The organism is Formicincola oecophyllae, assembly GCF_006542395.2.
GTDB lineage: Bacteria > Pseudomonadota > Alphaproteobacteria > Acetobacterales > Acetobacteraceae > Formicincola > Formicincola oecophyllae.
The window spans coordinates 504,762-528,684 of the sequence record NZ_CP038231.1 but is presented as its reverse complement, the minus strand read 5'-3'; the positions used below and the strand labels follow the sequence as shown (position 1 = coordinate 528,684).

The following is a 23,923-nucleotide window of genomic DNA, read 5'->3' as shown; positions in this document are numbered from 1 at the left end:
TCATAAAGGCCCGGACAAAGGGGTTCACAGCGTAGCTTTCAAGGCACTATGGGTGAGATCGCGGCTGAAGCACAGACCATGCACCCAAGGTCCATGGGGGCGACCGCCCAAGCGGCCATAATATGGATGGCTCCCCCAATGCTGGAAACCACAACGCAAAAGTAATTTGCGGCCGAATAAGCGGCTTTCCAGTATCTCCGCATTGAGAACCTGTGCGCCGGCCCGTTTGGCTGTGCGGGCCGCTGCCTCCACCAAGGCAGTGCCTCGGCCCTGGTTGCGAGCATAGGGGGCAACAAACAAATTGCAAAGCAAAGCACGGGGGGCAATCAGGTTGCTTGTGCCCATGGGCAAACCCAGGATGGCAGCGCCACAAAGCTGGTTGTTGTCATCGTGCACGACCAGGAGTTGGCGTGTGGGCGCCAAGCATACACCATCAAACCAATGTTCGATGATGTCACGCGCAGGCGGAACATACCATTCCAGTGCGCCCCCTTCCAGAATGGCCGCTAAGGCCGCTTCTGCCAGCTCATGGCGTTCGCCGTCATTGAGGCGCTCACGTTTTTGAACTTGAAATGTTTGATGGCCAACACCGTAAATGTGCTCCTTGCGGTTGTTGGTGTGACCAACATTGCCGGCAAAATTTTCAGCAACCATTTTAACAGCCATGGCACGATCTCCAAACCAGCAAAGGCGACACACTCTGAATCTGGCCGCCCCTTTTCATCAGCTGTGCATCCCTGGCTTCCAGCGCAAGAAATTGCCCAGAAAACGCAAGCCCACATCTTGGCTTTTTTCCACATGGAACTGGGTGCCCGCCCGGCACCCCTCAGCCACAATGGCAGGGATAGGCAAGCCATAATCAGCGCTGGCCAAGCATTGAGCAGCCTCTGCCCCCATCAAGGCGTAACTATGGACAAAATAACCGTGCCAACCATCCTCCAACCCATCAAGAAGGGGATGGGCATGGTGGCGTTGATTGAAGTAGAGGTTGTTCCAGCCTATGTGGGGTAGACGTAATCCTGCCGCCTCAACACCATCCATACGTTTCACGTGGCCTTTCACCCAACCCAGGCCTTTGTGCTGACCGTGTTCAGTGCCTGATTCCGCCATCAGCTGCATGCCAACGCATATGCCTAGAAAAGGGGTACCTTTGCCACCAAGGGCGCGTTCAGCCGTGACCCCTTCCAGAATAGGGCGCAGGCCGGTTTTCTCCAGCCCTTTCATGCAATCGCCAAAGGCGCCCTGACCTGGTAGGATCAACCTGTCGGCGCTGGCCACGTGTTCTGGATCGCGTGAAATGTCCACTGTGGCCTTTAGGCCTGCTTGTTGGGCCGCACGGCGGACCGCTTGGGCAGCAGAAGCCAGATTGCCGCCATCATAATCTATGACGACGACACGCATGTTCACAGAACGCCTTTTGTTGAAGGTACCACGCCATCTTGGCGGGGGTCGGGGGCCACAGCCATGCGCAATGCGCGGGCGAATGACTTGAACACGGCTTCAGCGATGTGGTGGCCATTGTGGCCAGCCTTAAGGTTGATGTGGGCTGTGACGCGCGCGCTCATGACAAAGGCGCGGAAAAATTCCTCCACCATCTCAGTGGACATACGCCCGACATATTCGCGCTCAAAACGCACGTTCCAGGCAATGAAGGGACGGCCAGAAACATCAATGACGGTTTCACACAGCGCTTCATCCAGCGGCACAAGGGCAGATCCGAAGCGTTCAATACCGGCTTTGTCGCCAATGGCTTCGTAGAAGGCCTCCCCCAAAGCGATGCCGACATCCTCAATGGTGTGGTGGTCATCCACATGCAGGTCACCGCTGACGACGATGGACAGGTCAAGGCCACCATGGCGCCCCAGGGCTGCAAGCATATGGTCGAAGAAGCCAATACCGGTGTCAGCGCGCACCTGGCCGGCACCATCGAGGTCAATTTGCACGAAAATACCTGTTTCCCCAGTTTTGCGGGTTAACTTGGCTGTGCGTCCGCCGGGTTGGCCGTGGTTTTCAGCAGAGCGTTTGGCCCTGCCTTTGGGGGAGGGGCCATGACTGTGGGACGCCTGGGGCTGGGGACGGCGCATGGGGCGTTCCCCCTGGCGGATGGGGGGACGTCGGCTGGAAGCGGCAGAGGGCTGCTGTGTGGTCATGGCCGGCCTTATAGCAGCGCGTTGAGTTGGGGGAAAGCTCTGAGAGGCCATCAACATAAGCGTGCACGAACAGTCATGGCAGAACAACGTTTTGGAAGCTTTGCAGGCCCCGCCTGATGGTTTAGGGGTGAAGGAATGGTTTTAGGGGCTGGGCATCTCGTAAGCTGATGTCCTCCCTAGAGGTAGCTCTTGGCCGGCGGCACGGGTTGAGCTGAAAGTTTTCGGAGAGGATTTTATGGTTCAGGTTACCAGTTTGCGCGTGCTGGACAATGCTGGCAAACAGCGCCGGGTTTACCTCAATGTGGATCAAATCGCTGCGGTTTACGCTGGCCCTCATGACACGACTATTGTTGAAATGGCCCATCCGCTTCACCTCAATGGGCTAGACAAACCCAGCCAAACGTTGACCATCGGTTGCCCTATCAGTGATGTGATCTACAAGGTATTCAACAAAGTGGCGCGCGAGGACAGCGCGCCTGTCCCCGCGCTGATCACACCCAAGGCAGCGACTAGCCCTGTCATCGACCATGGCTATGACGCCAGCCCCAAGCACCCGCGTGCAAGCGAACTGGGCTGAGCGCCCACCCCAAGGGTTTTTCAAAACACTGAGCTGATGGCCACTTGTGGCTGGAGGTCAGCTGAGATGTTGTGGCCCACAACAGGTATGATAACGCCGGCTACAACGCCCCAGTTCTCATTGAAGTTATATTCAACTTCAGGCCCAACATTGAAGCTGCCTGACCAGGGGTCGTGGCTTTTCTGGTGTTGGCCATCCTGCCAACCTGCCGTGGTGCCGCCCTGTGCCCAAGTGTGGTAGAGTTCCAGCGCTAGCACCCATTGTTTGGTCAGGCCCAGTTCAGCCCCCACGCCTTCATCGCCGTAGAAGCCGCCATGGGCGTGGCCTTTGAAGCCTGGGGTGGTTCCATAGGTGGTGTTGCCCCCCAAGCGGGCGCTCGTGATGGGCTGCCAGGCCTGGGCCCAAATCTGAAAATTAAGCGCATGGCCCCAAACAGGGAAGGCTAGCTGGCTTTCAAGGCCATAGTGGAGCGCCCACATTCCCGTTCCCACCATGTTGTAGGGCTTGTTGCGCCCCTTGTAATGGCCTGTAGGGGCAATGGCGCCCAAATAGGCCGTCACGGACGGGGCGTAATCTGGCGTGAGGCGATATTCCAAATCAAAGGGCAGGTCTTCGAACTCCACTGAGGACGTACCTTGATGCGCCCCCCACGTGTAGGTCCATGTTGGGTAGATGGCGACAGTGAAGCGGTCAGTGACAGCGTAGTTGATGAACCAGTATTGGGTCATGTTCGTGCTGTGTGGGTTGTCGCGGCTGCTGGGAGTCATTTGGCCTTGGGGACCAAAATCGCCACGCGGGCTGGTGAACATCATGTAGGGTTCCACGACCAGCTCCCCCTCCTCATCCAGGGCGGGGTAAGGGGCGTACAAGGTGCCTGTGGAGAATTGCTCTGGCACGTCCATGCCAGCACCAAAAAATGCCCCCAACCTATCCAGCCAGCTTGTGGGCTGGGTAGGATTGGCTGCATCCGTTGGCGCCTGGGCGCCTGTCAGGCCAGTTTTAATAATGGGCGCCTGAGCAGCTTTGCTGGGCGTGGTGGTCGCAGCGCCTGATTTGGTGGCGCCGTCAAGATTATTCATGGCCTTTTGCAGGTCATTGCCCAATAACGTGGGTCCGAGACTGGGCGGACGATGATTGGGGTAGGCTTCTGGCGCGCCTGCCTGCGCCTTTGCATTCGTTGGCGCTGCCAACAGCGTCAAGCCTGTTAACAATCCCAAGCCCCCCCCATAAAGGGGGCAGCCCGGAAACCACTTCTCAAACAGACCTGCCATGGCAAGAACCTTATGTTTTTGTCCTGGCCTTTTCGGGGCCGGACAGGGGTGAACCTCACAGAGAATTTCTGGTTGGAAAAAGGAAAGAGGCCGCTTTTAAAGCCCCCTCCCAGCAAGCGCAAGCCATGCTGGCGCAAAGGGGCGTAGTCACAGCAAGGCTTAATCAGACCTTCAAGTGTGACAACGCCAATGCCAACGCGAACCCTATTAAGGCCACGGCGCACAGACCATCAATCAAGCGTGTGTAAAGTGGCCTGGCCAAGAGTTTCGCCAAAGGCGCCGTCACCACCACCAAGCTTCCGAAAACCATGGCTGCGACCATCATCTGCAGGGCTGTCAGCAAAGCTGTGCAGGCGCGCACGTTCACCCCTGGGGGCATGAATTGGGGAAACAAAGTTATGGTCACAAGCCCCACAAAAGGGTTGGTGAGGTTGGCCAACACCCCTGTGCGCCAGCCTCCAGCAAAGCGCTGGAAGCTTGCCCGATTCTGGGGAGGAGCCGTTGAGCTTCCTTGAAGGAGAGCGCCTTCAGCAGTGGTGGTCCGTGCTATGAAACAGCCCCAGAGCATTCGCAGGCCCAACCAACCCAGATAAAGCGCACCAAGTGCTTTTAACAGCGTGAAGGCACGTGGCGCCCAGGCCATCAACGCCCCGAGGCCCAGCATGGCGGCTGTTCCCCAAACAGCCCAAGAGGTCATAATGCCACCCACCACACCCAGTCCCAAAAGGCGCCCACCACGCAAGCTGGAACGCATCACAAGCAAAGCATCAGGGCCAGGCGAAAGAGTGAGCAGAACTGACGTTGTCACATAGGCAGTCAGCAAAGTGGACAGTGATGCAGGGGTGGGCACGGCGCGGACCTTTCTGAAACCAGGGCTGGATAGGAAGCATGGGCAGCAAGCACCACCATGAATCATGGGGGAACCTTGCTGGGGCGTGGGGAAGGGAAGCGCTAGAACGCTGTTGCGCAAGGATTTGAAGGACCTTTGAAGGCCCTTTCTCACAAAACCGTATAGTGAAGGATATTGCATGCGCTCCAAACTGCACGCCATACAGGAAAGATGAGCGAACCCCGTGCCAATCCACCCTCCCCTCCAGTAACCAGCCTCAAAGGGGCAGACCATGTGCTGGCCCCCCTTTTGGACCGTTTCTCCACAGCTGAGCTGACCGAACCAGCCCCCCAAGGCGCTGTGCTCGAGGCAGTGCTGACCACTGCGTTGCGTGCGCCTGACCATGGCCACCTTCAACCTTGGCGCTTGGTGGTGGTTCAGGGGGGCGAACGCGCTGAACTGGCAGCGGCCAGTGACGCGGCCATTGCCCGCACCATGGCTGGGGCGCCTGCTTCCAAACGCCAGAAATGGCGTGAGCGCCTCCTCAAGGCGCCTATGGTGCTTGCCTTGGGGTGGGCCCCTCAGGAAGGGCGCATCCCTGAAGATGAGCAACTGCTGAGCGTTGGCGCTGGCGCCATGAACCTCCTCAACGCTTTATTCATGACGGGTTATGGCGGACAGTGGGTGAGCGGCCCCTGGTGCCAGGATGCTGGGCTTTGCCGGGCCTTAAACGTGCCAGCGCTGGTTGGGCTCATGCTGGTTGGCACCCCAACAGTGGAAGCGCGCCAGCGTGGACTGCGCAAGCTGCGCACTGCGCCAAAAGACTTCATTCAATATGGATTGAATCCAGCCATCCCTAACAAGACGACCCAAACCAGCAAGGGGGTTCCAGCATGAGCCATCATTCACATCACAGCCAGCAGCCCACTCAAGCTTCTGCCCCTCCATTTGCCCTGAATGCCCAGGATGGCCTGAACCTGCCTGACCAGGATGTCGTGGTGGTTGGTGGTGGGCCAGCCGGGCTGGCTGCCGCATTGGCTTTCGCACGGGACGGCTGGCGTGTGTGCCTGGTGGAAAAGCGCAGTGAAGCAGCCCTGGCCAACCCGCAGTTTGACGGGCGTGAAATCGCCATGACCCACCACACGCGGGCTTGGCTTGAGGCCATGGGGGTGTGGGGGCGCATAGATCCCGCTGCGATCTGCCCTCTGAATACTGCCCGCGTGGAAAGCGGTTCAGCCACGGACATGCCATTGCTGTTCGAAGCCACAGACGCCAGGATGAACGGCACAGGCAATGCCGGCATCCCAGCTGCCCCAGGGGAAGGCGCTGCGCCTTTGGGTTGGCTTGTGGCCAACCACCTCATACGCAAAGCCCTGTGGGAGGCGGTGCAATCGCACCCTGCTATCCACGTGCGCGCTGGTTGCGCTGTGGCAGGCCTTGAGCAAGGCCGGCAAGAGGCCCGCCTGAACTTGGATGACGGCAAAGCTGTGCGGGCGCGCCTTGTAGTGGGAGCTGATGGCCGCTTTTCCCATTTGCGTGATTTGGCAGGCATTGGCAGCATCGTTCATGATTTCCACACTTCCATTCTGGTGTGCCGTATGCGCCATGAAGCCCCGCATGACCACACAGCGCTGCAATGGTTTGATGAAAGCCAAACCATTGCCCTGCTGCCTGTGGCTGATGACACCCGCACGCGCCAAGGCGCAGGGCATGTCACCTCCCTGGTGCTGACCTTGCCCCCTGATGAGATCGCGCGCCTTGAAGTCGCCACCCCTGAGGCCTTCGCAGCTGAGATAACGGAGCGCACCAGGGGACGCCTTGGTCCTTTGAAACTGGACAGCGGGCGCATCTCCTACCCGCTGAAGGCCGTCTATGCTCACCGCTTCCATGCGGGGCGCGTGGCTTTGGTGGGTGATGCCGCTGTTGGCATGCACCCCATAACCGCCCATGGGTTCAACTATGGCATTAGGGCAGTGGAGATGCTGGCTGAAAGCGCGCTTGACGGTGCAGGAGACCCTGGCGCGGCAGCAGGGCTGGCAGCATTCGGGCGGCGCCTGCGCCGCGCTACAGTGCCCTTGTTCGCTGGCACCAATGCTATTGCCACATTCTACACGCGTGATGATGGGCCATTCCCCCTGCTGCGCAAAATGGGTTTGCGCGTGGCCCAGCACCTGACCCCTTTCAAAAAGCATGTGACACGCATGTTGATGGATCCTGCTTGAACATAGGCGCCTCAAACCAAGCGCGGGGCTTAAGCGGCCACATTTGGGGGCGCCATGCTGGGCAGGAGCTGGCGTGCCATGGCTGGCAGCAGGTCAGGCGTGATCTGGTCGTGGATGGCGCTTTCCTCCAGCAAGGCAGGGGGCAGGGCATGGTCGAACTTGTCATGTGCCTTGTCCTGAATGTGGGCCACCATGGTGGCTGGCCCGGGTAGTTTAGACTGGGCGAAGTCCTCCAATACTGGCCCAAGGGCTGCGCGTTGGCTGGAAGGCAGGCTCAACGGCAACCCCATGGGCACAACATCAAGACCTCTGGCCAACAAGGCTAGCATGAGGGTCCTTTGGGCACGCTCCCCAGCCCAGGGGAAAATCAGCACCTCATCATCATGTTGAATCACGCTGCGGTGGCGCAGCCCCAGACCATCAAAAGCTTTGCGCCCTTCGGCCAAGAACTGGCGCGCCTTGTCATCGAGCCACACAGGGTAGTCCAAGGAGAGGTAAAGCCGCAGCATTTCCCTGATAATGCCTGTGTGGGGCCCCAAGGGGGCGCTGCTGAATTGGGGTGGGTGGCCACCCATCGCCCTTTTGACCGTTATGTGGTGCCGTTCCCTGTTGACATGCACCAGGCGCCAACGCTGCCCTGCCAAAATGAGTAATTGTTCGGTGGCCACAACATTGCTTTGCGGAATCGTGCCCAGCAACTGCCCTCCGGCCTCGCTCACTTGGTATTCTTCTGGCGTAGTGAAAACGCTGTAGGCCTCGCGCCCCTCCAGCAGTTTCTCACCAGCGCGCCCTGGCAGAAGAAGGCCGTCAGGCGCTTGCTCGATGAATGGTGCTTTGGGGTTGGCCATGGAGCGCAGCAGTGCCTTGAAGGTTTCCACATCCACGTGGGGGAACAGCTTCCCTGTCTCGAAAACATTCCACAAGGCTTTGGGCTTCATGCCGCCATGCTGCTTGATCAGCGCTATGGTTTGGTGAAGCATGGTGGAAAGGTGCAGGCGTTCGCCCTCAGCAGGTTCATTCCAGCCGCGCAGCATCAAGCTGGCCATGGCAATGGTCTGGATGGTGCGCGGCCTAAGGGCGTCAAGGGGATGGGTGTGAGGGGTCAGCTCAGCTTCTTCGCAATAAAGGCGCATGACGGGTTCCTGCCCCCGCCGCCCCGAACGGCCCAGGCGCTAGCGCATGCTTGCAACGCGGTGCCCTGGCCCCAGCTGCGCCACGGCGTCCAGCGCGCCGATGTCCACCCCCAGTTCAAGGGTCGTTGTGCAAACCAGCGAGGCAGGCTGTGTGGCTGTTTTCATGTGGCGTTCAGCCTCTTCGCGCCAGCTGCGGGCCAGGCTGCCATGGTGGGCCATGAAGGGGTCGGGAACGTTCTGGGCTGTGGCCAGCTCATGCAGCTTGACAGTGGTTTCCTCCACCTCTCCACGGGAGGAAGCGAAAATCAGGTTGTGGCCATGGCGGTGGGTCTCAAACAAATCAGCCATCAGGGAACCTGGCCCCTGGGGGCTGCCCATGGCATTGCCGGCTATGGCATTCAAAGCATGTTCAGGGTGGTCGCGCTGGCCTTGGGCGCGTTCAAACCCGCGCAGCTGCAATGCCAGCCTCACAGGGCCACTCCCCCCTTCAAGCAGTGCCACTTGGGCTGGTTGGGTGGGCCGCAGGAAGGCCTGCCCTTGTTCAGGGCTGCCCAACGTGGCTGAAAGGCCAATGCGCTGAGCTGGGGCAAAGGGGGTAGCGTGGCCGTGCGCCCCGTGAGCCTGGCATTGGGCCATATCAACGCGGTGAAGTAGGCTTTGCAGCTGCTTGCCACGCACAGTGTCCATGAAGCTGTGCATCTCATCAATGATGACAGTGCGCAGCGCGCCAAAAAGGAAGGGGGCTTTGCCCCCATGGTTCATCAGCAGGGCTTCAAGGGATTCAGGGGTAATGAGGACAACCCCTTCCGGCTTTTGCCTGCGTTCGCGCTTGCGGGCAGCTGAGGTTTCGCCATGCCAAGCCACAAAAGGCATGTCGATGGCTGCGCAAAGGCTTTCCAACCGCGGCGCCTGGTCATTGATGAGGGCCCGCATGGGGCTGACGTAAAGCAGGCTGAAGCCCGGCTGGGTGGGGGGTGCGAAAGCCAGGTTGGAAAGGGCCGGCAGAAGGGCAGCTTCCGTTTTGCCGCCAGCGGTGGGGGCGCTCAGGATGACGTCACCAGGCGTGGTCAGGTGGCTTTCACGGGAAGGGGAGGGGGGGGGTGCCAGGGTCGTGATGGCCTGGCTCTGCACAGGGCGCAGGCTGCGCCAACCTTGCTGGTGCACCCAGCGTTGCAGGGCTGGGTGGAGAAGGTCAAAGGATTCCAGGGGGTTAGCTTGGGCAGCTACGCTTGCTGTGGTGGCATCCGTCATAGGGCCACTATGGTGTGCCTTGGTGACCAGCGTCCAGGCCTGTTCAGGTCGTTGTAAGGACCAAAAACGTTCCCAAGGCGTGGCCTTGGCTTCCTAAGTGCAATCTTAGTTGGCAGCCATGATTGAATGCAAAGCCCGCAGCTGTTGGCAAGGGAAGGTCAACATGCTGAACTCAACCAGCTTCACGTGCAGTTTCGGGCTGCCCAGGCTTGGAGAGGGCGCGGTTGATGTTGCCATTGAATTCAAGTGACCTCAAATCCATCCTGCCATCGCGCCGGGCCAACATGTGGTACTTGGAATATTGCAAGGTGCTGGTCAATGGTGGGCGCGTTGAATATGTGGAAGCCAAAGGCAGCAAAAGCCTTTACTGGAACATTCCTATAGCCAACACCGCCGTGCTGCTTCTGGGGTGCGGCACGTCCATCACGCAGGCTGCCATGCGCATGTTGGCCCAAGCTGGCGTTGTGGTGGGCTTCACAGGGGGCCAGGGCACGCCTTTGTTTGCGGGGACAAGTGGCCCTGCTGGCGAACTCGCCCCTTTAAAGTCAAGCGAGCCAGAAGACCCTGACGTTGACCCGTGGCTGACCTGGCTGGAGCCACAGCATGAATACAGGCCCACTGAATACATGCAGCATTGGATGGCGCTTTGGCTCGATCCAACCAAACGCCTGGAAGCTGGCAAAGTTTTCCAGAAAGTGCGCCTGAAACGGGTGTGGGAGGCCTGGAACCGCCTGGCTGCGGCGGAAAAGGAGCATTTCCAACCTGAATGGGAACGACTGGCGCACCTGCTTTCACAAGCAACTGAAGATTACAGCCGTGCTGGCACAGTCAATGACGTGTTGACGGCGGAAGGCCGCGCTACCAGGGCGCTTTACGGCGTGGCTGCCAAAGCTGTGGGCAGGGGGGCTTTTCAGCGCGCCAAGCGGGGCACAGGGCAGGATGACGCCAACCGCTTCCTGGACACGGGCAATTACCTTGCCTATGGGCTGGGCGCCACGGTGGCCTGGACGCTGGGGTTGCCTTTCGCCTTGGCTGTCATTCATGGCAAAACCAGGCGTGGCGCCTTGGTGTTTGACATTGCAGATTTGGTCAAGGATGCCCATGTGTTGCCGCAGGCCTTTCTGTGCAGCGCCCTAGGGCTGAACCGCAAGGCTTTCAGGGAACGTTGCATCAAGGGTTTTGTGGGCTCCAAAGCGCTGGGCTTCATGTTCGACATCGTCAAGGATGTGGCCTTGGGCAGGCCTGTGGCCTATCTGGGCATAACCCCAGCCGAAGCCATGCCCTGGCTGGATTTGTGATGATCCCCTCTGCAGCGTAGGCAATTTAGAAAGGGGCAGTTCTGGTTGGGGCTCCCTATATCGCCGCCTTTTAGCCCGAAGGCTTACTGCGTTTGCCCTTCGGGCTGCACTCCGACACTTCGGGCTTTCACAGGCCTTTGGCCTTAGACGGCGGCTCTGCCGCACAGGCAGATCAATTTGAAGGCAAAGCATAGGGGGCAGTGATGCAGGTCCTACTGGTTTCGGAATGCGAGAAGAAAGCCAAAGCTGAAACCAGGAGGATCGTGGACCAGTTCGCCTGCCGGACAGGTGGAAACACCTGGCTTGCCTCCATGACAGAGGAAGGTCTGCAGACCCTCCATGCCATGCTCAAGCGCACAGCGCGCCGGAACACGGCCGTGGCTTGCCACCGCCTAGGTGGGCCGGCAGGCATGGAGCTTTTGTGGATTGTGGGCAACCGTGAACGCTTTGACGGCTTGACGGGGACTGTTCCCACCAACAGCACCCAGAGGCTCATCATGGCTGAAGGGGAGAATGACGATCCCAACGCGCCCCTTGTACAAGCCTTGGCGCGCCTGGCGGCGCTTCTGCATGATTTGGGCAAAACTGCCCAGGCATTCCAGAGGAAATTGCGGTCAGGGAAAATAGAGAAAGCCTGCTACCGCCATGAATGGGCCACCGTCTGGATGCTGCGCAACCTGGTGCGCAACAGCCAGCAAGGCGATGGGCCCCCTTCAGACGTGGCGTGGCTTGAAAGGCTGGCTAAGGGTGCGGGCACCAAAGCGGCCCATTGGCTGGATGAGCCCCCCTCCACCGACAGTGAAGCCATGAGGCAGTATCTTCTAAAAGACTTGCCGCCTGTGGCGCGTGCTGTGGCGTGGCTGGTCCTGACCCATCACCGTATGGTGGCGCCCCCGCGCAGCGAATCCACGAATAAATCCGCCGCAACATTGATCGACCTGGAGCAGCCATGGCGTTTCCTCAAGGCCACATGGAATGACGCGGTTCCTCCTGGCAGCGTAACAGACTTCAAGCGCTATTGGTCTTTCCCCACGGTGGGTGCTGTGGTGGGGGATAAGCGTTGGCAGGGCGCCCTAGCGCGGCGCGCTGGTGCCTTGTTGGCGCTGTGCGCGTCCTGGAATCCCGGAAAGGCCCATGAAATGTGCATGGATGTTTCCATCCTGCACTGCGCCAGGCTGTGCTTGATGCTAGCTGACCACTATTTTTCGTCCAAGCAGGCCTTCACGCTGCCTAGCAGTCCCTTGGCGGCGATTGACTTGAAAAAGACCCCTTTTGCCAACACGGCCAAGCGCCCTTCCACAGGCCAGATGGAGCTGCACCAGACTTTAGTGGAACATTTGCTGGGGGTGGAGAAGCAGGCCTCTTCCCTCAGCAGGGCTTTGCCAGGGCTTGGCAGCGTTCTGGAGGGGTTGGGCGATTGCGCGCCCCTCAAGAAAATGGTCAACAAGAACGAAAGCGCTTTGCAACCTTACCGCTGGCAGAACAAAGCCGTTGAGGAGGCGCAGGCCCTTTACAGCCAGCACAACCCTGGGCAGGCGGGGGCTTTTGTTATTAACATGGCCAGCACTGGCTGCGGGAAAACGCTGGCCAATGGCAAAATCGCCTATGCCCTTAATGGCTCTGGCGAAGGGTCGGGCCCAGGGCTGCGCTTGACGGTGGCGCTGGGGCTGCGCGTGTTGACGCGCCAAACTGGCGCCGCCCTTCAAAAGCACCTGGGCTTGGCGCCTTCCAAAGCCAGCAGCGGCGATGGGCAGGTGGCCGTTTACGCTGGTGGTGGCACCAGCGCTGCCATCGCTGACTGGCTGCAAAACAGAGCTGAGGAAAGCGGGTCTGAATCAACAGCTGAGGTGTTGCTGGACCCGGAGGGGGACGTCAGCGCCCCCCTGGGCAGCAGCGGTGATGAGGCCTGGCGGCTTGATGAACTGCTGCGCCACCCTGTGCTGCGCGCCCTGGCCAAGCACCATGAAGGCAAGCAGCCCAGCCAGAAGCGCGACCTCAAGGCTTTGGAAATGGTGCGGGTGCCTGTGCTGGCCTGCACGGTGGACCACATGGTGCCTGTGGCTGACTGCACCCGTGGGCCTGGGGGCCTGGCCCCCATGCTGCGTTTGATGAGCAGCGACCTGGTTCTGGATGAGCTGGATGATTACGGTTTGGCCGACATGCCGGCCTTGATGCGCCTGGTGTGGTGGGCTGGGGTTCTGGGCAGCCGGGTGGTCCTGTCAACCGCCACCCTGCCTGGCACCATGGCGGCCGGCATGTTTGAGGCCTGGCACCATGGCCGGGCCGTGTGGTGGCAAAACCATGCTGGCGCAGAAGGCGCGCCCATGCCCGCCGTGCCGTGCCTGTGGGTGGATGAGTTCAACAGCCAAACAGAGCTTTGCGCTGATGAGGAAGGGTTCCGGCAAGCTCATGGCGCTTTTGTGAAAAAGCGCCGCGTTGCGTTGAAGAATATAGCTTCGGAAGCCCCCAAGCAGCGGGGGGAGATCATGGCGTTGGGTGCCCTTAAGCCCCCTGATTATGGCCGCCAGGAGCTTGGGCAGGATTTCTGGGATGAGATCGCCTTGGCCGTGCGTGACAAAGCCTTGGAAATGGGCAGGCGCCACCATGAAAAAGCACTGGGGGGCAGGACCATTTCCTTAGGCTTGGTCCGCATGGCCAATGTGGAGCCCCTTATTGAGGTGGCGCGCGCTTTGGAAAGACTGGGCAGCGGCCGCGAAGACACGCACATTCATTTGTGCGTCTACCATGCTCGCTTCCCCTTGATTTGCCGCCAAGCTATTGAACATGGCCTTGACCAGGTTTTCGACCGGCATGCCAAGACCCCACCTTTGGCGGAAAGGCCCTTGCTGGCTGGGGCCATGAACACCCCGAAAGCCAAAGCAGCCAAGCACCATGTGTTTGTGGTGCTGGCCAGCCCCGTCTGCGAAGTGGGGCGGGATTGGGACGCTGATTGGGCCATTGCTGAGCCCAGCTCCATGCGCTCCATCATTCAGTTGGCGGGGCGTGTGCGGCGCCACCGCGGCGTGGAGGTCAGCATTAAGTCCCTCCACCCCAACATCGCTTTGTGGAACTGGAATGTGCGGGGGTTGGAAAACGAAGCTGAAGCCTACTGCAAGCCAGGCTATGAAGGCACCCCCAACGCCACCACTAACCCCAACCATCTGGCCAGCCATGAATTGTCCGCCATCACCCAACCTGATGAATGGCAGACCATCACATCGCTTCCACGCTTGGCAGGGCATTTGAAACAAGAGGTGAAAAAAGCTGATGGCCAGTTGGACATATGGCCGCAGGAAAAAATCAACACTTACCAAAGCCTGACCCAGCTGGAACTGGGCGCCACGGCGCAGGCCATGCTGCCATGGCAAATGCGTGAAGCGTTTTCAGAAGCGGCCCAGCAAGCACCCATCAAATCATCATTTCGCACTTACGCCCCCTTGTGCTGGCTTTATGGAAGCAGCGCCTTGACGGCCATTCTGCCCCAAAGCCAGCCTTTCCGTGAATCAAGCCCTGAAGACGAAGACACATTCTGCTTTCAGCTGAATGATGACGAACAGCCAATTCTCCACCAAGTGTTGGACCAGCGCAGCGGGCAGGCTGGGGAGATGGGCTATGCGTGCAAAGCCTTCCCCACCCAGGAGTGTGGGGCTGGGATCAGCCCCTGGAACAGGCCTGACATGGTGGAATTGGTGCAGGCTTGGGTTGGTGAGCATGGTGACATGGCAGCGGCCTTCCCCACCCAAACCCAGCTCACCGCCCCCCGCCACCGGGCAGGAAACCTATGGCGTTACAGTGATTGGCTGGGTTTGAGCGTGAAAGAGGGGTAACAGGGTTAATTATTAATGGATGACAGTGTGAAAAATGGTGCCCTTAAAAGACTTAAGGTATTCTCTGCAAAAAGGTGGACACATTATCTGGGCGCGCTTACCGTTTTAAGTTGAAACGGCGTTAGCCTAGAAAAAAGCTTGATAAGCCCTTTTAAATAGAAAGGATGATGGTCATTTCACTATGTCACTCCCCACCTGTTCGACAAAAACAGAATGGAAGGAAGGCCACTGATCATGAGTGACGTGCCATCCACTGTGCCTCAAACACGCCAAGGCTTTTTTGAGCAAGCTATCAACGCGTTTCTGCAAAAAGAACGTGAGAAGAAGCCCAAAGCCCCGCCTGGCAAATTCAACAAAGCTCCTTGGCTGGCTGCTGCCGCCCGCCAAGCGCCGCACTTGACCATGGCCACCCATTTGCCCAAAGCCACACACACTGATTCCAAGGCCACCCCTTTGGTAATGGCCAGTGTGACTGAGGGCAGCAGGCCTGAAATCGGCACCCATTCACTGCGCACAAGTGATGTGATGGATGCAGCGGGTGCCACTGCCTTGCCTGTCTGGAACTTCCTCAACACCCCTGTGGAAGGGCTGGAGCCCCTCAAGCCTTATTGGCATTACCTCAGGGCTGGAGATGCGGACGCCATAGCCGCTTTGAGCCCTGACGCCAGCAAAGCCCTGGCTTACGCCCAAGCTTTCAAAAGCGTGGTCACGGGCCAGGGGGAAGGGCGCATTTTCCGTTCAGATGCCATGGCCAAGCAGCTTTTCTGGCCTGTGGCGCCTCAGGAAGGGCAACTTGACGTGTGTGACGACAGCCACTTCATCCTGCTTCAGCCCCTCCATTCATCCTTGGTGGCGCAAGCTGTTGATGACGCCTGGCAGGCTATGCGTTTCAGCGCAGAAAACGTAGAGGCGCGCAAAGCCCGAAAAGAGGGCAAAGCCTCCGATTATAAAGAGCGCTTCTTCCCTGACGAAGCCATCAGGGTAGTGGGGTCTAGGGAGAAGCCCCAAAATGTGTCGTCGCTCAATTCCAAGCGCCGTGCCCGTGGTGTGATGCTGTCATGCGCCCCCACTGATTTGGGCCAGCGGTATGATCGCCACGCCATCAATCCCAAGTATCATTCAACAGTCATCGACCGCCTCATGATGCGAGAAGCTGTGCGCCAACCGCTGATGCAGCTTGTCCAGCATTATACCAACAACCCCCAGAACAACATGGACTTCCGCAATAAGTGGGATGCATTGGTTGACGCTATCGGTTCAGCTTTTTTGGCGGAAGCCGCAACTTTGCGTTCAAGCTTGAAACCAGGCTGGTCTGCGGACAAGAACTGTGCCCTCAACAAAGAGGAGGAGCTCTGGCTGGACCCTGGTCGTTGTCAGTTTGATGAGGGATTTAAGAAAAACTACGACCAAGGGGGTTGGATGGATGTCATTGCCAGCCGTTTTTCCCGTGCTCTGACCGACAGTTTGAAAACAGTGTTCATCCGCGCCGAAAGACTAGACCTGGCAAGTTCCATGGACAGCGCTGTTTATAATGTTTTGGCGCGCACATTGTTGCTTGAGGGCACTTGGCCTACTCCTTTGCGCCGCAAAAGCGTGGAGGACCGCGCTGCTGACAGGGCCATGTACGAAGAAAATCGCCGCCAACATCAGGATGATGCCGCCACACCTTCTGCCAAGCAGGGGGTGACACCATGACAGGCGCGCAGGATTTCACACACTATATCATGCTGCCGCATATCAGGGTGGAGGCTGCCCAGGCTTTCGCTGCGCCGCAATTGCATGGCTTCCCAGCCATGACGGCCTTCACGGGGTTGAAAACGGCTTTGGAACGGCGCTGCCGCACACCAGACAGGCCATTGCGTTTTCATGCAGTGGGGGTAGTGGCCCATGATGTTGAGGAGCTGGCTACGCGCGGCGAGTTCCACCAAACGCGCAATCCTATCCTGAAAAATCGTGAAACAAGGCCTTTCCAGCCAGAGGGGCGGCTGAACATGACGGTGACGTTGCTTTTCGCTGTTTCAGCCCCTGATTACTGGCTGCATGAAGACAGGCCTGAGCTGCCCCAGCAAGTGCATGGCATGCTTTCCACCATGCGTGTGGCTGGTGGCACAGTGGTGCCTGAACTGCACCCTGACCCTACGCGTTTTCCCCTCAAGCCCGTTTTGATGCGCAAAGCGGATTTCGAAGATAGCTGGAACAAATCCACAACCGCAGACCTTTTGGCCTTGCCAGAGGAAGCGCCACCTCCCCCTCTCTCAGAAGACGGGAAGGGTGAAAAGCCTAAGGCCAAAACAGCCCAAAAGCCCCCTTCCCAGCGTAGAGTCCCCCCCCTTAAGCGGATGTTGATGCCAGGCGCCACTTTGCTGGAGGAGCCGGGGTTGTTGGGGCAGCGTTTGGAGGAATTGCGCCAAGAAGACCCCCAGGCAACGCCTTTTGACGCTTGGCTTTCATTAGGCATGGTCACCCAGCATTCAGAAAAGGATGAAGCTGGCAAAGTGCAATGGGTGTCAGACCGCAAAGGTTTGGGTGGCGTAGTGCCCATTGCTGTGGGCTATGGCGCCATTGGACCATGCCATCCTGCTGGAACGGTGGCTGACGCACGCAATGCCAGCGTGCCGTTCCAAGCTGTGGAGAGCCTCTACAGCATAGGGCGCTGGAAATGGCCCTGTGCCCTTACTGATCCCATCCACTTGCTGTGGGCAGAGCATACAGAGCCTGAACGCGGTGTTTACCGGGTGGGCATGGTGAGCCCTGCCCCCGTTGATGAAGGAACGGAGGAGGCCACGTCCCAACCTGAGATTGTTTCAGGGCAGCCCCAAGAAGCCACTGATTGAAAGTCTTTTTCAACCCTTCATCCCGTCACTAACCACCAGGCGCTTTCCAGCGCCTAACAAACAAGGATAACCATCATGGCCAAATCACCTTTCTTGCCTTCAGTCCTCGCTTTTGAACGCAAGCTCGCCCCTTCAGATGCCCTGTTTCTGCAAGGGGAATGGTCCAAGCGCCAAGAGCCCTTCACCAGGCCAGTGGTTCTGAATGAGAAATCAGTGCGCGGCACGATCTCCAACCGTGACACGAAAGAAGAGGATTGCGCTAAGCCCAACCTGCAAACAGTCGACAATGCAGCCCTGGACCCAGAATGCGACACGCTGAAGGTGGTGTTCACACTGCGCGTCCTGCCAGGCCTCGCCACCCCATCTGCCTGCAACAGCTTGCCTTACGCTAAGAAACTGCAGGAAGCTGTGCAGCAATGCCTGAAGCAAAAGGAATTGGATGAGGTCGGTCGCCGCTACGCCGCCAACCTGGCCAATGGGCGTTTCCTGTGGCGCAACCGTCTGGGCGCACAGGAGGTTGCCGTGAAGGTCACCGTGCTGGGCCAGGACGGTAAGCCTGTTCAAAGCTGGGACTTCAATGCCCTTGACCAATCTTTGAAGGCCTTCCCCGCCAAAGGCACTGATCCGAAGGTCGATGAACTTGGCAGTGCCATCACCAAGGCCCTGGCAGGCGGTCAGGCACTCCTGCTGCAGGTGGAGGCCTGGGTGTGCCTGGGCGCTGGCCAGGACGTCTTCCCATCTCAAGAGCTCATTTTGAAAGCGGACTCTAGTAAAGAGAAAAAGGAAGAAAAGAAAAAGGGGGGAAAAAGCCGCGTTCTCTACCAGGTTGCTTACCAGGGTGGTCACGCCGCTGGCATGCACAGCCAGAAACTGGGCAACGCCATCCGCACCATCGACACCTGGTACCCCCATGCTGAGGAAAACGGCAACCGCCCCATCGCTGTGGAGCCTTACGGCGCTGTGACGGTGCAGGGCCACGCCTGGCGCGCCCCCAAAGACGGCAAGCGTGATTTCTACAACCTGATCGACAACTGGATGGAGAAGGACAAGGTGCCAGAGGAAACAGACCGCCAGTTCGTGATGGCTGTCCTCATCCGTGGCGGCGTGTTCGGGGGGAAAGAATGAGCAATCCTTCCCCAAAGGATAATAAGGGTGGGCGGCAGGCGCTGACGCATTACGCTGACGTGCGCTTGCTGGACGACCCAGAAGAGATGATGTGCTCTGTAGTCATGGGCATTTTGATGGAGCGGCTTCATTTTGCGCTCCTCAACACGCCTCATTCTGGCGGTGAGGGAAGCTTGGCAGGCCACGTGGGGGTGAGCTTCCCGCGCTATCAAGGCGCCAGCGCTGGCGCTCCCATGGGGCTGGGGGATGTTTTGCGCCTTCATGGCGATGCTCCAAGCTTGCAGGCGTTGCTGCGCAGCTCAGAATGGGATTCTGTTCTGCGTGATTACACAGCTGTGAAAGACCCCCAGGAAGTGCCGCCTGACGCTGCCCAATGCAGGGTGCAGCGTGTCCAGGGCATGACCATGGCCAAGCTGCGGCGCAAGCGCCAGCATCAAAGGGCCAAGTTCGGCCTTTCAGAAGAGCAGGCGCGCATTCAATGCCCAGACAGCATGGCACAGCCACAGCACAAGCCAGCCGTTCATGCTGCATGTGAAACAAACGGCGCCTTACGCCAAGCCCACGCCGGGGTGTTTCAGCGCTTACGGCCTTGGCGAGCGTGGCCAGCATGGTGAGGAAGCACCAACAGTACCCTGGTTCTGATGAGGGGCTGCGGTGGTGACACCCCCCTCAAGGGTTGGGTTTGAAGGGCAGGTTCTCCATCAGCGCTTCCTGGTAAGCGGCCTGCTCTGTGGGGGGCATGAAAAGGCGGCTTTCCAGCACAAGGCCAGAAACCCCCACCGCGAACAGGGCCAGCCGTTGGCCCTGTTCAGAAAAGGCTGCGCTTTTCTGGGCAGGCGCGCCTGGCCCCCCAGAAGCGCGCTGCGCCACTTTCAAGGCGTTTTTCCATGAGCGCATGAAATCCTTGACCAGCAGGCCCTGGTTCTTCCCCAAGGAGGCGGCCTTGGTTTTGCCTGACGCGACATCCATCACCACCCCCATGCCTTTGTCCAGCTGGGCCAGCTTTTGCTTGGACAAGGCGGGGTGGGCGCTGTGCGCGTAAACGGCGCTGGTCATGGCGTAGATAAGGGCTGCCTGCATAATGGCAGGCAATTTCGAAAAATGGGGGTTCTCCCTAGCCAAATATGAAGGCAGGCCAGCCACGGCTGTTTTATCGGCACGGGCCTTGTCGCCCAGCTTTTTTTCAACCTCCGCGCTCAAGGGGGCGACAACCGCCATGAAGGAGACGGTGTGGTTGGGGGCGAGCGCTCCAGTAGGGGTGGTCACAGGCCCGTGATGGGGCATGGGCAAAGAGATGTCTGCCAAGCACGGTGCCGGCAGCGCTGACAAAAGCGCGCATGTGGTGGCCACAAGGAGTGTGGCCGAGCGCCTGTGCTTGGGATTTGAGGTGCGAACGTCATTCATAAGCTTTGTTTTACGCTTAGGAACCATGGCTGTGGAAGGCATTGTGACCATGAATGACCATGCAGGGGCACAACCTTGCTTTACCGAAACGGCTTTTCAGGCTTTACCTTGAAGCCTGACAGGCTTTTGAAAAGCCCCTCCCTCCCCCTTTGCATGGTTTCCAACCTGCGCCAAGGGATGCCCCCAAGTTCAAGACGGTGTTTTCCTATTCATGACGGTCAGCCAGCCCTTTCTCGCCCTGCTTCCCAGCCTGTTGTCTTTTGGGGTGGCATCCATGATTCCCGTGATGTCGCCTGGGCTGGATACCGTCATGGTTATACGCCTGGCCACCATGGAAAGCTGGCGCAGCGCGCTTGGTGCGGTGCTTGGCATCTGCACCACCATGGCGCTGTGGGGGTTGGCAGCGGCCCTGGGGTTAAGCGCCCTGCTGGCGGCAAGCCCTAAGGCCCTTTTGGTTGTGAAGTGGGTGGGGGCCCTTTACCTGGCCTGGCTGGGCATCAAGTTGGTTCTTCACCCGCGCAGCACGATGGGCCTGCAAGGGGACGCCACCGCGGCGGGGCGCACCATGCCTAAGGCCCATGGCGGCTTCATGGCTAGCTATGTGGTGGGTTTTGTAACCAACCTTCTTAACCCGCAGGTGGGGTTGTTCATCATGATGTTCCTGCCGCAGTTCATTCCATCAGGCGCGCCCGTCACATTGGCCACCTTGGCGCTAACAGCGGTTCTGGTTTTCAATGCTGGCTGGTGGAACGTGCTGTTGATTGGGGCCAGCGTGCCCTTAGTCAGGATGTTGACGCGCCCTGCCTTTGTGCGTTGCTTTGACCGGCTGATGGGGGCCTTATTCCTGTTCTTTGCCGTCAAGCTCAGCTTGTCTTGAACAACCCCTTTCAAGCGTGAGGTGTGATGGCTGACGGGCCACCGTCAGCTGTGCTAGAGAAAAACGTGCCCTGGGCAGGAGAAGAACCATTACTCACCCCCCACACAGTTTGGCAGGCAGCGTCTCTGCAGCCCCCCCTTCTGAAGCGGCGTTATGCGAAGGCCCTACACAGAGGCAGAAGCTGTTCAAGGTTGGGTTGGGGTTTGTGGTCAGTGGCGTGTTCCTGGCTTTGCTGCTGCACCACATGGACATGAAGCGCATGCTGCGCACCATGGGCAGCGAGCATTGGCACGACATGGCACTGGCTGCTTTGTGCATGGTTGCTTCGCTCAGCATCAGGGCGGGACGCTGGCACAGCATGCTGAAGCCCTTTGCCCCGACACTGCCCCTGCTTAAATGCGCGGAAAGCTTTTTCATTGGCATGGGCGCCAATGTCGTGCTGCCGTTCCGTTTAGGTGATGTGCTGCGCGGCACCGTCATGGCAAGCAGGTTGAAGGTGAAGGCTGTGGCCTGCATGACCACAGTCATCCTTGAAAAACTCCTCGACTTGCTTGTGGTGCTGTTGATTGGCGGCCTGGCCTTGATGCTGCTGCCCAAGGAAAGTCACGCTAAGCTGTTTGATGCCAGTGGGTTCCTGATTGCCGGTGGCGCTCTGGGCGTGATGGGCTTTCTGTGCTTTGCGCGCTTTTTCCGCCGCCCTGTCATGGCGGCATTGAGCTGGGCCAGCCAACGTTGGCTTCAGGACAGGTCATCGGGAAATGGTGCAGGCCTGCTGACCCAACTGGAAGGGCGGCTGGTGGCAGCGGCGGTTCACGTGTTTGACGCGCTGGACGCTGTAGGCCAGCCTATCCGCTTCATGAAATTACTGGTGTTGACGGTGCTTTCATGGGGTTTTGAAGCTATGGCGTTCTGGCTAGTGGCCATTGGTATGCCAGCGCTCCAGAATGCCACCGCAGCTTGGCTAGCCATGCCTGTGGCGGCTTTGTCCACAGCGTTGCCAGGCACGCCTGGATCCATTGGTACGTTGGATTTCTTCGTTGAGAAGGTGATGTTCGTTCTCGACAATTCACGCAACGCGTCAACCGCTTACGCATTCCTTGTTCACGCCACCATTCTAGCTGTGCCACTGGCGCTAGCGCTGGCAGGAATTTTCCATGCTTCACTGCGCCATGAACATTTGCCGCCCATCAAGGTGCATCAAGATATGGCCATCATGGGTAGGGACGCCCTTCAGATGGGTGATGAAGATCCCAACAAGCCTGATTGAGTATCCCTGGCCCTTTCAGGGCGGTTGGGGCCACAGGCAAGGCATATTGTCGCCGTTAAAGGCCTTAAGAGATGGTCAGATGATTAGATAGTCAGCGCACGAAAACGATCTGCATGTCAGGGTAATCCCCTTCTTCCTGGTTTTCTGCCCTGAAACCGGAGCCATGGATTTCCAGCCATGAATCAAGGGCTGTACGGTCCAGGGGCGGGTACATGTCGGTCTGACCTTGGCCATGGGGCAGGAAGGCGCCAGGCCATTCCGCTGCTGCAAGCTGTTGCGGGGTCAGCTTAGGGAAGAAATAGGCCACAGCCCGTACTGGGATCATGAACCGCCTTGCGCCGGTGGTGCTGGCGCGGGCAAGTTCGTTAGCAATGTCAGTGCGGCCTGATTCGACCTCGTGGGGTGAAAGTGCTTTAGGCATGAAGAATCTCCACATCTCGGGCTGGATGCTGAGGGCCAGCAGGACCAGAGCCCTTCGCGTTCGTGATCATAGCAGCACCAGGGCTTCGCAGCCATCTGATGGCCCCTTGGGCACAGGTGCCTGAACGGTGCTGGAAACCATGAAAAGGAAACAGTGTGGCCATACTTGTTGATGTGACTGAAGTCTGGGTGGTGGAGGTGTTCATGGCCGGAACCTGTGAACTCCAAAGCCGCTGGCTGGTAAGTGCGCGTTTTGTTGACAATGGTTCAGGTGAGGGGGAAGCAGAAGTGCGCGCCGTGGCAGCCGTTCTGCGGCAGGTTTACCTGGCCAGCCAACAGGGGGCTGGCAGCAGTTTGCCAGATACACTGGAAGTCACCAGCATGAAGCCAATGGTGTACGGCGTTGTCCAGGGGCGTGCAGCCATACCCAAGGAAGATTTCTGGAACGCCCTCACCAAGGATAGGCCAGACTGCATGCAAGTCTATCCTTGAAAGCCATTAAGCCATTACAAAGCAGCAGTGCTTGAAAAACACCCGCACACCCGGCACAACCATGGCACGTGTGTTAGGGTTCCTCCATTATGGATGACCTGATTGGTAAGTGGTCCTGGTTATGTGCCGCTAGCGCAATGGGCAACAGTTTTATGGTGAAAAGGTAATGATGACGCAGTCAACCACCCTAAAAGCTCTGTTTGCCAGTTCCTTTTTCCTGTGCGCCGGTCTGGGCCTTGCAGGCTGTGCTGGTTCTGCAGGGCCTGATCCTGACAACCATTGGGATGTGGCCATCAAGGCTTATGTGGTTCCCCATGTGGGGCGTCAAAATTATGACACCATACCTGACATCATCGAAACCGCCCTCAACACCCAGGCTGCTTCGGCTGCATTGCCCACAGGGCCTTCAACAGCAGCTGCCAGCAGTGCAGTGGTTACGCCTGCTCCAGCAGTTGGTCAAAACACGCCCCAGGCCGTACTGGCGCAGCGTCTGGAGGCGCAGAATGCCTTGGCACGCCAGAACCGCACTTACAAAGCACCTGTGACAGGGCGTGTTGTGGACATCTTGCTGTTGCCAGATGTCCCCCATGACACGGCTGAACGCATTGTGGCAGGCACTGCAGACGTGAAACTGATTGTGCTCAAGCGCATGGCATTGCTGAATGCCCCTGTGTGGCACCGCGTTAAGGGGGTGCACATGGACAGCACCCAGGATGGCGTGATGGATGTCAGCACCAAGGGGTGCAGTTACCGCATGACGTCACGGGATTGGAAGCCAGGCATGATGACGCGCACATTCCTCATCGATGGGCCCGTACAAGGGGTGTGCGCTTTAGATGCGCCCGTCAAAATGGTGATCAGCTCCCAGCCAGAGCCAGCCACCCCCACAACGGCTGTGGGTTCTAACTGATAGGTGCTTTTGCTTGCGGTGCAGGGTGAATTTCCC

At 58.7% G+C, this 23,923-nt stretch carries 21 protein-coding genes and 1 pseudogene; 13 read left to right on the top strand and 9 right to left on the bottom strand.

From position 1 onward, the window contains the following. Positions 1-24: 24 nt before the first annotated feature. The 3 genes from E3E12_RS02385 to hisB are packed head-to-tail and all read right to left on the bottom strand — an operon-like array spanning position 25 to position 2,150. Complete coding sequence (locus E3E12_RS02385) at positions 25-666, bottom strand: GNAT family N-acetyltransferase (protein ID WP_141442900.1); 642 nt, start codon at positions 664-666, stop codon at positions 25-27. A gap of 57 nt (positions 667-723) precedes the next feature. Further along, positions 724-1,401: an imidazole glycerol phosphate synthase subunit HisH gene (gene hisH / locus E3E12_RS02380; RefSeq protein WP_141442899.1), complete on the bottom strand. Its 678-nt coding sequence runs from the start codon at positions 1,399-1,401 to the stop codon at positions 724-726. 2 nt (positions 1,402-1,403) lie between these two features. Beyond that, complete coding sequence (gene hisB / locus E3E12_RS02375) at positions 1,404-2,150, bottom strand: imidazoleglycerol-phosphate dehydratase HisB (protein ID WP_240810545.1); 747 nt, start codon at positions 2,148-2,150, stop codon at positions 1,404-1,406. Positions 2,151-2,385: 235 nt separating this feature from the next. On the opposite strand from hisB, the gene E3E12_RS02370 reads away from it, so the two are divergent. Further along, complete coding sequence (locus E3E12_RS02370) at positions 2,386-2,727, top strand: hypothetical protein (RefSeq protein WP_141442898.1); 342 nt, start codon at positions 2,386-2,388, stop codon at positions 2,725-2,727. 20 nt (positions 2,728-2,747) lie between these two features. Here the strand turns inward: E3E12_RS02370 and E3E12_RS02365 are convergent, their stop codons facing one another. Both E3E12_RS02365 and E3E12_RS08780 read right to left on the bottom strand, forming a co-directional pair. Continuing rightward, positions 2,748-3,806, bottom strand: a complete 1,059-nt coding sequence (locus tag E3E12_RS02365) for a hypothetical protein (RefSeq protein WP_141442897.1) — start codon at positions 3,804-3,806, stop codon at positions 2,748-2,750. 355 nt (positions 3,807-4,161) lie between these two features. Beyond that, positions 4,162-4,848, bottom strand: a complete 687-nt coding sequence (locus E3E12_RS08780; RefSeq protein WP_168194357.1) for a LysE family translocator — start codon at positions 4,846-4,848, stop codon at positions 4,162-4,164. A gap of 210 nt (positions 4,849-5,058) precedes the next feature. Between E3E12_RS08780 and E3E12_RS02355 the strand changes: the two genes are divergently transcribed. Further along, positions 5,059-5,724: a nitroreductase family protein gene (locus E3E12_RS02355; protein ID WP_141442895.1), complete on the top strand. Its 666-nt coding sequence runs from the start codon at positions 5,059-5,061 to the stop codon at positions 5,722-5,724. Beyond that, positions 5,721-7,049, top strand: a complete 1,329-nt coding sequence (gene ubiM, locus E3E12_RS02350; RefSeq protein ID WP_141442894.1) for a 5-demethoxyubiquinol-8 5-hydroxylase UbiM — start codon at positions 5,721-5,723, stop codon at positions 7,047-7,049. Before E3E12_RS02355 ends, ubiM begins: the two co-directional genes overlap by 4 nt. A 29-nt stretch (positions 7,050-7,078) precedes the next feature. Here ubiM and E3E12_RS02345 read toward each other — a convergent pair whose 3' ends face one another. Both E3E12_RS02345 and E3E12_RS02340 read right to left on the bottom strand, forming a co-directional pair. Further along, positions 7,079-8,182, bottom strand: a complete 1,104-nt coding sequence (locus E3E12_RS02345; protein WP_141442893.1) for a hypothetical protein — start codon at positions 8,180-8,182, stop codon at positions 7,079-7,081. A 39-nt stretch (positions 8,183-8,221) separates the two neighbouring features. Next, the gene (locus E3E12_RS02340) at positions 8,222-9,433 is read right to left on the bottom strand and encodes a DEAD/DEAH box helicase (RefSeq protein WP_141442892.1); all 1,212 of its coding nucleotides are present in this window, start codon (positions 9,431-9,433) and stop codon (positions 8,222-8,224) included. Positions 9,434-9,660: 227 nt separating this feature from the next. Here E3E12_RS02340 and cas1f point away from each other — a divergent pair, with 227 nt between their 5' ends. From cas1f to cas6f, 6 genes and pseudogenes are all read left to right on the top strand, one after another. Beyond that, positions 9,661-10,731, top strand: a complete 1,071-nt coding sequence (gene cas1f / locus E3E12_RS02335) for a type I-F CRISPR-associated endonuclease Cas1f (protein WP_141442891.1) — start codon at positions 9,661-9,663, stop codon at positions 10,729-10,731. Between the two features lie 203 nt (positions 10,732-10,934). Then, positions 10,935-14,558, top strand: coding sequence for a type I-F CRISPR-associated helicase Cas3f (gene cas3f, locus E3E12_RS02330; protein ID WP_141442890.1), 3,624 nt, complete (start codon positions 10,935-10,937; stop codon positions 14,556-14,558). Between the two features lie 234 nt (positions 14,559-14,792). Further along, positions 14,793-16,253: a type I-F CRISPR-associated protein Csy1 gene (csy1, locus tag E3E12_RS02325; RefSeq protein ID WP_168194356.1), complete on the top strand. Its 1,461-nt coding sequence runs from the start codon at positions 14,793-14,795 to the stop codon at positions 16,251-16,253. Next, entirely contained in the window at positions 16,250-17,392 is a 1,143-nt protein-coding gene (locus E3E12_RS02320) for a type I-F CRISPR-associated protein Csy2 (RefSeq protein WP_141442888.1), read from the top strand. Before csy1 ends, E3E12_RS02320 begins: the two co-directional genes overlap by 4 nt. 75 nt (positions 17,393-17,467) lie before the next feature. Next, the gene (gene csy3 / locus E3E12_RS02315) at positions 17,468-18,517 is read left to right on the top strand and encodes a type I-F CRISPR-associated protein Csy3 (protein ID WP_141442887.1); all 1,050 of its coding nucleotides are present in this window, start codon (positions 17,468-17,470) and stop codon (positions 18,515-18,517) included. Further along, a pseudogene (cas6f, locus tag E3E12_RS02310) lies at positions 18,514-19,159 on the top strand (type I-F CRISPR-associated endoribonuclease Cas6/Csy4). Before csy3 ends, cas6f begins: the two are co-directional and overlap by 4 nt. Positions 19,160-19,186: 27 nt before the next feature. On the opposite strand, the gene E3E12_RS02305 reads toward cas6f, so the two are convergent. Further along, positions 19,187-19,921 (bottom strand): hypothetical protein, encoded by a 735-nt coding sequence (locus tag E3E12_RS02305; RefSeq protein ID WP_149498225.1) that lies wholly within the window; start codon positions 19,919-19,921, stop codon positions 19,187-19,189. 274 nt (positions 19,922-20,195) lie between these two features. Here E3E12_RS02305 and E3E12_RS02300 point away from each other — a divergent pair, with 274 nt between their 5' ends. Together E3E12_RS02300 and E3E12_RS02295 are read left to right on the top strand one after the other, a co-directional pair. Next, a complete protein-coding gene (locus E3E12_RS02300; protein WP_240810544.1) occupies positions 20,196-20,798 on the top strand; it encodes a LysE family translocator in 603 nt (200 codons plus the stop codon). Positions 20,799-21,003: 205 nt separating this feature from the next. Next, the gene (locus E3E12_RS02295; protein ID WP_240810586.1) at positions 21,004-22,065 is read left to right on the top strand and encodes a lysylphosphatidylglycerol synthase transmembrane domain-containing protein; all 1,062 of its coding nucleotides are present in this window, start codon (positions 21,004-21,006) and stop codon (positions 22,063-22,065) included. Between the two features lie 91 nt (positions 22,066-22,156). Here the strand turns inward: E3E12_RS02295 and E3E12_RS02290 are convergent, their stop codons facing one another. Next, entirely contained in the window at positions 22,157-22,486 is a 330-nt protein-coding gene (locus E3E12_RS02290; RefSeq protein WP_141442882.1) for a hypothetical protein, read from the bottom strand. A 155-nt stretch (positions 22,487-22,641) separates the two neighbouring features. Between E3E12_RS02290 and E3E12_RS02285 the strand changes: the two genes are divergently transcribed. Further along, positions 22,642-22,977: a hypothetical protein gene (locus E3E12_RS02285; protein ID WP_141442881.1), complete on the top strand. Its 336-nt coding sequence runs from the start codon at positions 22,642-22,644 to the stop codon at positions 22,975-22,977. A gap of 166 nt (positions 22,978-23,143) precedes the next feature. Continuing rightward, a complete protein-coding gene (locus E3E12_RS02280; RefSeq protein ID WP_141442880.1) occupies positions 23,144-23,887 on the top strand; it encodes a hypothetical protein in 744 nt (247 codons plus the stop codon). Positions 23,888-23,923 lie beyond the last annotated feature (36 nt).